This window comes from Streptomyces sp. 184, from assembly GCF_045781775.1.
Classification (GTDB): domain Bacteria; phylum Actinomycetota; class Actinomycetes; order Streptomycetales; family Streptomycetaceae; genus Streptomyces.
On sequence record NZ_CP123230.1, the window covers coordinates 54,514 to 65,195 of the forward strand.

Below are 10,682 nucleotides of genomic sequence, written 5' to 3' on the forward strand. Positions count from 1 at the left end.
CGCGCCATGGCCGAGGACGTAGCCAAGCTCCGGGACTATCTCAAGCGGGTCACCGTGGACTTGCGCAAGGCCCGCCGGCGCCTCCAGGAGGTCGAGGACCGGGCCGCGGAGCCCATCGCGATCATCGGCATGGCCTGCCGCTTCCCGGGCGGCGTCGACTCGCCCGACGCGCTGTGGCGGCTGCTCGTAGACGAGCGCGACGCGATCGGCCCGTTCCCGGCCGACCGCGGCTGGGACCTGGAGCGCCTCTTCGGCCCCGGCCCGGGCGGTACGACCACGGTGCGCCAGGGCGGCTTCCTGGACGACGCCGCCGGATTCGACGCGGAGTTCTTCGGCATCTCGCCGCGCGAGGCGCTGGCGATGGAGCCGCAGCAGCGGCTGCTGCTGGAGAGCGCGTGGGCGGCGCTGGAGCACGCGGGCATCGACCCGGCGGGCCTGGAGGAGGCGAAGGCCGGCGTGTTCGTCGGCCGCAACTACCACGAGTACGGGGCCCCGCTGGAGTACGCCCCGGGGGCGGTCGAGGGGCACCTCGTCACCGGCTCGGTGGCGAGCGTGGCGTCGGGGCGGATCGCGTACACGCTCGGGGTCTCGGGCCCCGCCGTCACGGTCGACACGGCCTGCTCCACCTCCCTGGTGACGCTGCACCTGGCGGCGCAGTCGCTGCGCTCCGGCGAGAGCGACCTCGCGCTCGCGGGCGGGGCGACGGTGATGTACACGCCGGGCACGTTCGTGGAGTTCGGCAAGCAGGGCGCGCTCGCGGCGGACGGGCGGTGCAAGGCGTTCGCGGCGGGATCGGACGGCATGGGGATGGCGGAGGGCGTGGGCGTCCTCGCCCTGGAGCGGCTGTCGGACGCGCGGCGCAACGGGCACCGGGTGCTGGCCGTCGTGCGCGGCTCCGCCGTCAACCAGGACGGTGCAAGCAACGGGCTCACCGCCCCCAGCGGCCCGGCCCAGCAGCAGGTCATCTGGGCGGCGCTGGACAACGCGGGCCTGGGGCCCGGCGACGTGGACGCCGTCGAGGCGCACGGCACGGGCACGGAGCTGGGCGACCCGATCGAGGGCCGGGCGCTGCTGGCGACGTACGGGCAGGGGCGTGCCGCGGACCGGCCGCTGTGGCTGGGCTCCGTGAAGTCCAACATCGGGCACACCCAGGCGGCGGCGGGCGTCGCGGGGATCATCAAGACGGTCCTGGCGCTACGGCACGGGCAGTTGCCCCGGACGCTGCACGCGGGCCGGCCGACGCCGCACGTGGACTGGGAGTCGGGTGCGGTACGGCTCCTGACCGAACCCCGTCCGTGGCCGGAGACGGACCGGCCGCGGCGGGCGGCGGTCTCGTCGTTCGGCATCAGCGGTACGAACGCGCACGTGATCCTGGAACAGGCTCCGGAGGAGCCGCGGGAGGAAGCTCCGGCGGTACGTCCCGGGGCGGTGCTGTGGCCGCTGTCGGCGAAGACTCCCGCGGCGCTGGCCGCGCAGGGCGCGCGGCTGGCGGCGTACGTCGAGCGCCACCCGGATCTGGACCCCGCCGACGTCGCCCACACCCTCGCCACGTCCCGGGCCGGGCACCGGCACCGCGCCGTCGTCCTGGACGCCGACCGCACGGCGCTGGCCGCGCTCGCCGAGGGCGGCACGCACCCGGGCCTCGTCACCGGCCCGGCCACCGGCCCCGTAGCGGGCGGGCTGGCGTTCCTCTTCTCCGGGCAGGGCAGCCAGCATCCGGGCATGGGGCGGGAGTTGTACGCGGCCTTCCCGGCGTTCGCCGCGGCGCTGGACGAGATCACGGCGGCCGTGGACCCGCATCTCGACCGTCCGCTGCGCGAGGTGATGTTCGCCGCGGAGGGCTCGGCGGAAGCCGAGCTGCTGGGGCAGACCCGCTACGCGCAGCCCGCGCTCTTCGCCTTCGAGGTCGCGCTCTTCCGCCTCCTCGACGGCTGGGGCATCACCCCCGACCGCCTCGCCGGCCACTCGGTCGGCGACATCGCCGCCGCCCACTGCGCCGGTGTCCTCGACCTCGCCGACGCCGCCGTGCTGGTCACCACCCGGGCCCGGCTCATGCAGGAGATGCCCGCCACCGGCGTCATGATCTCCCTCCAGGCGTCCGCGGAGGAGGTCGCCCCGCACCTCACCGAGGGCGTCACGATCGCGGCGGTCAACAGCCCGACCGCCACCGTCGTCTCGGGCGACGCGGACGGGGCGCGCGCGGTCGCGGAGCGGTTCCGGTCCCGCGAGCTGCACGTCAGCCACGCCTTCCACTCGCCGCACATGGACGGGATGCTGGCCCCGTTCCGCGAGGTCGTCCGCACCCTCACCTTCCACGCGCCGCGCATCCCCCTCGCGGTCGACGCGGACCGGCTCCGCGACCCCGAGCACTGGGTACGCCACGTCCGCGAACCCGTCCCCTTCGCCGACCACCTCGCCCGCCTCACGTCGAACGGCGTCGGCGCCTTCCTCGAAGTCGGGCCCGACGCCGCCCTGACCACCCTCGCCGGCCAGAACTCCGCCGACGGCACCGGCCACCTCGCCGTCGCCCTCCAGCGCCGCACCCGCGACCCGCGCCACACCCTCCTCGCGGCCGTCGCCACCCTCCACACCCACCACGCCGCCACCCCCGCCTGGCCCGCGCTCCTCCCCGGCGCCCGCCTGGCCGACCTGCCCACGTACCCCTTCCAGCACAAGGACTACTGGCTCCCGCCCTTCGCCCCCGGCGCGTCCCCCGCCGGCCGCGACGCGCACCCGTTCATCGAGACCGCCACCCGCCCCGCGGACGGCGACCGTCTGGTCCTCACCGGCCGGCTCTCGCTGCGTACGCACCCGTGGCTCGCCGGCCACGCCGTCGCCGGCCGTGTCCTGCTCCCCGGCACCGCGTATCTCGAACTGGCGCTGGCCGCCGGTGCGCGGCTGGACGAGCCGGGCCTGGGTGTCGAGGAGTTGACGCTGCACGCGCCCCTGGTGCTGCCGGTGTCGGGGAGCGTGGAGATGCAGGTACTGGTGGCGGAGGCCGACGCCGAGGGGCGGCGCGAGATACGTGTCCACGCGCGGCCCGAAACCGCGGGCGTGGCCCCCGGCGCCTGGACCGAGCACGCCTCCGGCCGCCTCGCCGCCCTCCCCGCCCCGCCCGCCGACCATCCCGACCTGGCCGCGTGGCCGCCGGAGGGCGCGGAGCCGGTCGCGGTGGACGAGCTGTACCCGGGTCTTGCGGCCCTCGGTCTGTCCTACGGGCCGGTGTTCACCGGCGTACGGGCCGCGTGGCGGCGCGGCGACGAGGTGTTCGCGGAGGTGGCGCTGCCCGAGGAGGCCGCCGCCGACGCCGAACGCTTCGGCATCCACCCGGCGTTGCTCGACGCCGCCCTGCACGGCATCGGGTTCGGCCTCGGCGCGGGCCGGGAGCCGGACCGGGCCGGCCTGCCGTTCTCCTTCGGCGGGGTGCGGCTGGAGGCGGTCGCCGCCACCGCGGTACGGGTCCGGCTGGCCCCGGCCGGGCCGGACGCCGTCGCGGTCACGGTCGCGGACATGCTGGGGCAGCCGGTCGCGGCCGTCGACGCCCTGGTGACGCGGCCGTTCGCCGCCGACCGGCTCGCGCGGCCGACCACCGACTCGCTGTACCGCCTGGACTGGACCCCGGTCGAGGCGGACGCGAAGACACCGGACTCGGACGGCATCGCCGAGATCGGCGGCATCGCCGACCTCGCCGCCCTGCCGGAGATACCCGACGCCGTCGTCCTCCCCTTCGGCGAGGCGGCCGACGCCACCGCCGCGCTCCACCGCGCCCTCGACGTGGCGCGCACCTGGCTGGCCGACGACCGGGCGGCGGCGGCCGGGGCACGGCTCGTCGTGCTCACGCGCCGCGCCGTCGCCGCCGGCCCCGGCGACGTACCCGACCTGGCGACGGCCCCCGTGTGGGGGCTGCTGCGCTCGGCGCAGTCGGAGGTGCCCGGCCGGTTCGTCCTGGTCGACCTGGACGACGACGCGGACGCGGACGCGCAGGAGCCGGCGCGTACCGTACGGCGGGCGCTGGCCTGCGGCGAGCCGCAGCTCGCCGTCCGCGCCGGGCGCCTCACCGCGCCCCGGCTCGTACGGCACCGGCCCCCCGCCCCGGCCGACCCGCCGGGCCCGCGGTGGGACCCCGAAGGCACCGTGCTGATCACCGGCGGCACCGGCACGCTCGCCGGGCTGCTCGCCGCGCACCTGGTGACCGAGCACGGCGTACGCCGCCTGCTGCTCGCCGGCCGCAGCGGCCCGGCCGCCCCCGGCGCCCCCGCGCTGCGCGACGAACTCACCGCACTCGGCGCCACCGTCACCGTCGCCGCCTGCGACCTCTCCGACCGCGCCGCCACCGCCCGGCTCCTCGACGGCATCCCCGCCGAGCACCCGCTGAGCGCCGTAGTCCACCTGGCGGGCGTCGTCGAGGACGGGCTGCTGGCCGGGCTGGCGCCCGAGCAGTTGGACCGCGTCCTCGCCCCCAAGGTGACGGGCGCGCACCACCTCCACGAGCTGACCGTCGAGCGCGAACTCCCCCTCGACGCCTTCGTCCTCTTCTCCTCCGCCGCCTCCGTCCTCGGCGGCGCCGGCCAGGGCGCCTACGCGGGCGCGAACGCGTTCCTCGACGCGCTGGCCCGGCACCGGCGGGCGCGGGGGCTGCCCGCGGTCGCCCTCGGGTGGGGGCTGTGGGAGCGGGAGAGCGGCATGACCGCCGGGCTGGGCGCGGCGGACCGGGCGCGGATGGCCAGGTCCGGGGTCGCGCCGTTGCCCGACGCGGAGGCGCTGGCGCTCTTCGACACGGCGTGTGCTGCCGCCGGTTCGGGCGATACCGGCGATTCCGGCGGCGAGCCGGTGCTGCTGCCCGTACGCCTCGACCCGGCCGCGCTCGCCGACGCCGGGGCGCTGTCGCCCGTCCTGCGAGGGCTGGTGCGTACGCCCGGGAGGCGGGCGGCGTCGGCCGCGGCGCCCGGCGCGGGCGCGCCGGAGCTGCGGGAGCGGCTGGCCGCGCTGCCCGGTGCCGAGCGGGCGGCGGCGGCGCTGGACCTGGTGCGTACGCAGACGGCGACGGTGCTCGGGCACGAGTCGCCGGGATCGGTGCCGGAGGCGCAGGCGTTCCGGGACCTGGGCTTCGACTCGCTGATGGCCGTCGACCTGCGCAACGGCCTCGCCCGCGAGACGGCGCTGCGGCTGCCCGCGACGCTCGTCTTCGACTACCCCACCCCGGCGGCGCTGGCGGGGTTCCTGCTCGCCGAGTTCGGCCTCGGCGCGGAGGTGGAAGCGGAGGCCGGCGCGGGTGTGGTGCCTTCGGCTGCGGCGGACGATCCCATCGCGATCATCGGCATGGCCTGCCGCTACCCGGGAGGCGTCGGGTCGCCGGAGGAGCTGTGGCGGTTGGTCGCGGAGGGCCGGGACGCGATCTCGGAGTTCCCGGACGACCGCGGCTGGGACCCGGAGGAGCTGTACGACCCGGATCCCGACCGCGCGGGCCGGTCGTCGGTGTGGTCGGGCGGCTTCCTGCACGGGGCGGCGGACTTCGACCCCGCGTTCTTCGGGCTGTCGCCGCGCGAGGCGCTGGCGATGGATCCGCAGCAGCGGCTGCTGCTGGAGACGAGCTGGGAGGCGTTCGAGCGGGCCGGGATCGACCCGGCGTCGGCGCGCGGCAGCCGCACCGGCGTGTTCACCGGCCTGATGTACCACGACTACGCGGCCAGGGTGCCGCGTCCGCCGGCGGACCTGGAGCCGTACCTCGGCAACGGCAGCGCGGGCAGCGTCGCGACGGGGCGGGTGGCGTACACGTTCGGCCTCGAAGGTCCGGCGGTGACGGTGGACACCGCATGCTCGTCGTCGCTGGTGGCGCTGCATCTGGCGGCGCAGTCGATACGCGCCGGCGAGTGCGACATGGCGCTGGCGGGCGGTGTGACGGTGATGTCGGCGCTGCACGCCTTCATCGAGTTCAGCCGGCAGCGGGCGCTGGCGCCGGACGGCCGGTGCAAGTCGTTCGCGGCGGCGGCGGACGGTACGGGGTGGGCCGAGGGCGTCGGTGTGCTGGTCCTGGAGCGGCTGTCGGCCGCGCGGCGCAACGGGCACCGGGTGCTGGCGGTCGTCCGCGGCTCCGCGGTGAACCAGGACGGTGCCAGCAACGGGCTCACCGCGCCCAACGGGCCGTCGCAGCAGCGCGTGATCCGCGCGGCGCTGGCCGACGCGGGGCTGGGCCCCGGCGACGTCGATGCAGTGGAGGCGCACGGTACGGGGACGACGCTGGGCGATCCCATCGAGGCGGAGGCGCTGCTCGCCGCGTACGGGCAGGGGCGTTCCGAGGGACGTCCGCTGTGGCTGGGGTCGGTCAAGTCGAACATCGGGCACACGCAGGCGGCTGCGGGTGTGGCGGGGATCATCAAGATGGTCCAGGCGATGCGGCACGGGGAGTTGCCCGCGACGCTGCATGTGGACGAGCCGACGCCGCACGTCGACTGGACCGCCGGGGGTGTGTCGCTGCTGACGCGCGCCCGGTCGTGGCCGGAGGTGGACCGGCCGCGGCGGGCGGCGGTCTCGTCGTTCGGCGTGAGCGGCACGAACGCGCACGTGATCCTGGAGCAGGCCGACGAGGAGGCCGACGAGCAGGGCGTGGCGGAGAGCCCCGAGGCGCCGGCGGTCACGTCCTGGCCACTGAGCGGCCACACGGCGGCGGCGCTCCGCGCCCAGGCCGGGCGCCTGCACACGCATCTGGCCGACCACCGGGACGTATCGCTGAGCGGGGTCGCGGACGCACTGAGCACCCGGGCCCGCTTCGACGAGCGCGCGGTGGTGGTCGGGGCCGGGCGGGCGGAGTTGGCGGCGGGGCTGGAGGCGCTGGCGGCGGGTGTGCCGCACGAGGGTGTGGTGCAGGGTTCGGTGGTGCCGGGGAAGACGGTGTTCGTCTATCCGGGGCAGGGGTCGCAGTGGGTGGGCATGGGTGCCCGGCTGCTCGACGCGTCCCCGGTGTTCGCGGACGCTCTCGCCGAGTGCGCGCGGGCGCTGGCCCCGTACACCGACTTCGATCTTCTCGACGTGCTCACCGGCGACGACCCGGCCGCCCTCGAACCGGTGGAGGTCGTGCAGCCCGCGCTGTGGGCGGTGATGGTGGCGCTGACGCGGTGGTGGGAGCACCACGGCGTACGTCCGGACGCGGTGATCGGGCATTCGCAGGGCGAGATCGCGGCGGCCTGTGCGGCGGGCGCGTTGAGCCTGGCGGACGCGGCGCGCGTCGTGGCCCAGCGGTCGCGGGCGTTGACGGCCCTCGCGGACACGGGCGGCATGCTCTCGGTCGTGCTGGACGAGGCGGGGGCGGACGCGCTGCTGGACGCCTGCGGGGTCTCGGGTGACGTGTCGGTCGCGGCGTTCAACGGGCCGTCCGCCGTGGTCGTCGCGGGTCCGGCGGCGGCGCTGGACGCGGTGCAGGAGCACTGCGCCCGGCACGACATCCGGCACCGGCGCATCCCGGTGACGTACGCCTCGCACACGCTCCTCGTCCAACCGCTGGAAGCGGAGCTGGAGAAGCGGCTGTCGGGCATCGAGCCCCGGGCGGCGCGTATCCCGTTCTACTCGACCGTCACCGCGGGCCCGGTCGACACGACCACCCTCACGGCCGACTACTGGTTCACCAACCTGCGTTCGCCGGTACGTTTCCACCAGACCGTGCAGGCCCTTCTCGCCGACGGCTACGGCCACTTCCTCGAACCCAGCCCCCACCCCGGCCTCCTCACGGCCGTCGAGGACACCATCGACACCGCCGACGCCCAGGCAGTCACCCACGCCACGCTCCACCGCGACGACGACACCCCCCACCGCCTCGCCCTCGCGCTGGCCCACACCCACGCCTACGGCCTGGCCCTTCGCCAGCCCGCCCCACCTCCCGCCCACCTGCCCGACCTGCCCACCTACCCCTTCCAGCACCAGCACCTCTGGCTCGACGCCACCCCCGCCGCGCCCACCGCACCCTCGTCCCACCCGCTGGTCGGCCCGCCCGTCGAACTCGCCGGCGGCGACGGCCTGCTCTTCACCGGCAGCCTGTCCCTCCGCACCCATCCCTGGCTCTCCGATCACGCCGTCGCCGGCACCGTCCTCCTCCCGGGTACGGCCCTCCTCGAACTCGCCCTGCACACCGGCCACCTCGCCGGCTGCGCGCACCTGGACGAACTCGTCCTGGAGGCGCCCCTCGTCCTGCCCGACGACGGCGCCGTCGACCTCCAGGTGACCGTGGACGGACCGGACGACGGCGGCCGGCGGACCGTCGCCGTCTACGCGCGGCCGGGCGGGGACGCGGCCGGCGAGCCGTGGTCGCGGCACGCCACCGCCACCGTCCGGCCGCACTCCGCGCCGCCCCCGCCGACGCCCGCCGCCTCGGTCTGGCCTCCGGCGGAGGCGACGCCCCTGTCCCTCACGTCGCTCTACGCGCACCTCGACGCCACGGGTCTGTCCTACGGCCCCGCGTTCCGGGGGCTTGGCGCCGCCTGGCGCGACGGCGACGACATCCTCGCCGAGGTCACCCTCCCCGACCACGCCGATCCCGCGGCCCGGTTCGCCGTCCACCCGGCGCTGCTCGACGCCGCCCTGCACGCCATCGGCCTCGACGACCGCCGCGACCGCCAGGACGGCGCGCCCCGCCTGCCGTTCACCTGGCAGGGCGTCCACCTCCACGCCCCCGCCCCCGCCGCGCCCGGCCCGGTCACCCTCCGCGCGCGCCTCACCCCCACCGGCCCCGACGCGGTCGCCCTGGAGGCCGCGTACGCGGACGGCGCTCCCGCCCTCTCCGTGGACCGGCTCGTCCTGCGTCCGCTGCCCGTCGCGGAGTTGCGCACCCGCGCGGACTCGCTCTACGAGGTCGAGTGGTCGGCGCCCCCGAGCCACCCCGGCACCCGGACGGGAAGCGGTGACCACCCGCTCCTCGTCGTGGAGGACGCCCCCGACGCGGCCGACGTGCCGGCCGCGAGCCGCGCCGTCCTGCACCGCACCCTGCGCGCGCTCCAGACGTGGCTGGCCGACGAGCAGAACGCCGACCGCCGCCTGGCCGTCGTCACCCGCAACGCCGTGGCCCTCGGCGACGAGTCGCCGAACCTCGGCCACGCGCCGATCTGGGGCCTCGTACGGTCCGCACAGGAGGAACACCCCGACCGCCTCGTGCTGGTCGACACCGACGACAGCGAGGAGTCGCGGCGCGCCCTGACCGCCGCCCTCGCCTCCGGCGAGCCGCAACTCGCCCTGCGCGGCGGCACGCCCCGCGTCCCCCGCCTCGTCCGCGTCCCCACCCGCCCGGACGCCTCCGCACCCCCGGCCCCGGGATTCGCCGACGGTACGGTCCTGGTCACCGGCGGCACCGGGACGCTCGGCGCGCTGGTCGCCCGGCACCTCGTCGCCGCGCACGGCGCGCGGCGCCTGCTGCTGACCAGCCGCCGCGGGGCGGCGGCGCCCGGCGCCGACGCCCTGGTGGCGGAGTTGACGGAGCTGGGCGCGGACGTGACCGTCACCGCCTGCGACGTGGCGGACCGGGAGGCGCTGGCCGAACTGCTGGCCGGCATCCCGGCGAACCGGCCGCTGACGGCCGTCGTGCACGCGGCCGGCACGGTGGACGACGGCGTGATCGACTCGCTCACGCCGGAGGCCGTCGACCGCGTACTGGCGCCGAAGGCCGCCGCGGCCTGGGCGCTGCACGAGCTGACGCGCGAACTGCCCCGGCCGCCCGCCGCGTTCGTGCTCTTCTCGTCCTTCGCCGGCACGGGCGGCTCCGCCGGTCAGGCGAACTACGCCGCCGCCAACGCCTTCCTCGACGCCCTCGCCCACCACCGCCGCGCCGCCGGGCTGCCGGCGACCTCGCTGGCGTGGGGGCTGTGGGAGTCCGCCTCCGGCATCACCGCCGCGCTCGACGCGGCGGACCTGGCGCGCATCGGGCGTACCGGTGTCGCCCCGCTGGCGACCGCCGAGGCCCTGGCCCTCTTCGACGCCGCGCTCGCCCTCCCCGCCGGAGCCGACGCCGGCCTGCGGTCTCCCGCGCTGGCGCCCGTGCGGTTCGTACCGGCGAGGCTACGGGCCCTCGCCGCCGCCGGGGAGCTGCCCGCCCTGCTGCGGCGGCTGGTCCGGACGCCCACCGCGCCGGGCGCGGCCCCGGCAGCCGCCGAACCGGCGGGCGATCTGCTCGCCCGGCTGTCCGCGCTGCCCGAGGCCGAACAGGACGCGGCCCTCCTGGAGTTGGTACGCACCCAGGTGGCGGACGTGCTCGGGCATGCCGACGCCACGCAGATCGACGCCGAGCGCGGCTTCAAGGACCTCGGCTTCGACTCCCTCACCGCCATGGAACTGCGCAACCGCCTCCAGCGGGCCACCGGCACCCGGCTGCGGGCCACCCTGGTCTTCGACTACCCCGCGCCCGCGGCGGTCGCCGAGCACCTGCGGGACCGCCTCGACCTGGGCACCGCCGACCCGGCGCAGGCCCTCCTCGGCGAGCTGGACCGGCTGGAGGAGAGCCTGACCGCGCTCGCCGGGCACGCGGCGACGCTCGGCGCCGACCGCAGCCGCATCACCGTACGGCTCCGCGGCCTGCTCGCACGCTGGCACGACGAACCGCAGGACCCGAGCACCACGGAGCCGGAGAGCCGCGGCGATCTCGACGCCGCGACGGACGACGACCTGTTCGACCTGGTCGAGAACCTGGGGAACTCCTGACATGGCAG

The 10,682-nt window shown here is 76.9% G+C and carries 1 protein-coding gene; it reads left to right on the forward strand.

Annotated elements, in window-relative coordinates; all coding sequences use genetic code 11:
- Positions 1-6 precede the first annotated feature (6 nt).
- The gene (locus tag QBL21_RS00180) at positions 7-10,674 is read left to right on the forward strand and encodes a type I polyketide synthase (RefSeq protein ID WP_407559885.1); all 10,668 of its coding nucleotides are present in this window, start codon (positions 7-9) and stop codon (positions 10,672-10,674) included.
- Positions 10,675-10,682 lie beyond the last annotated feature (8 nt).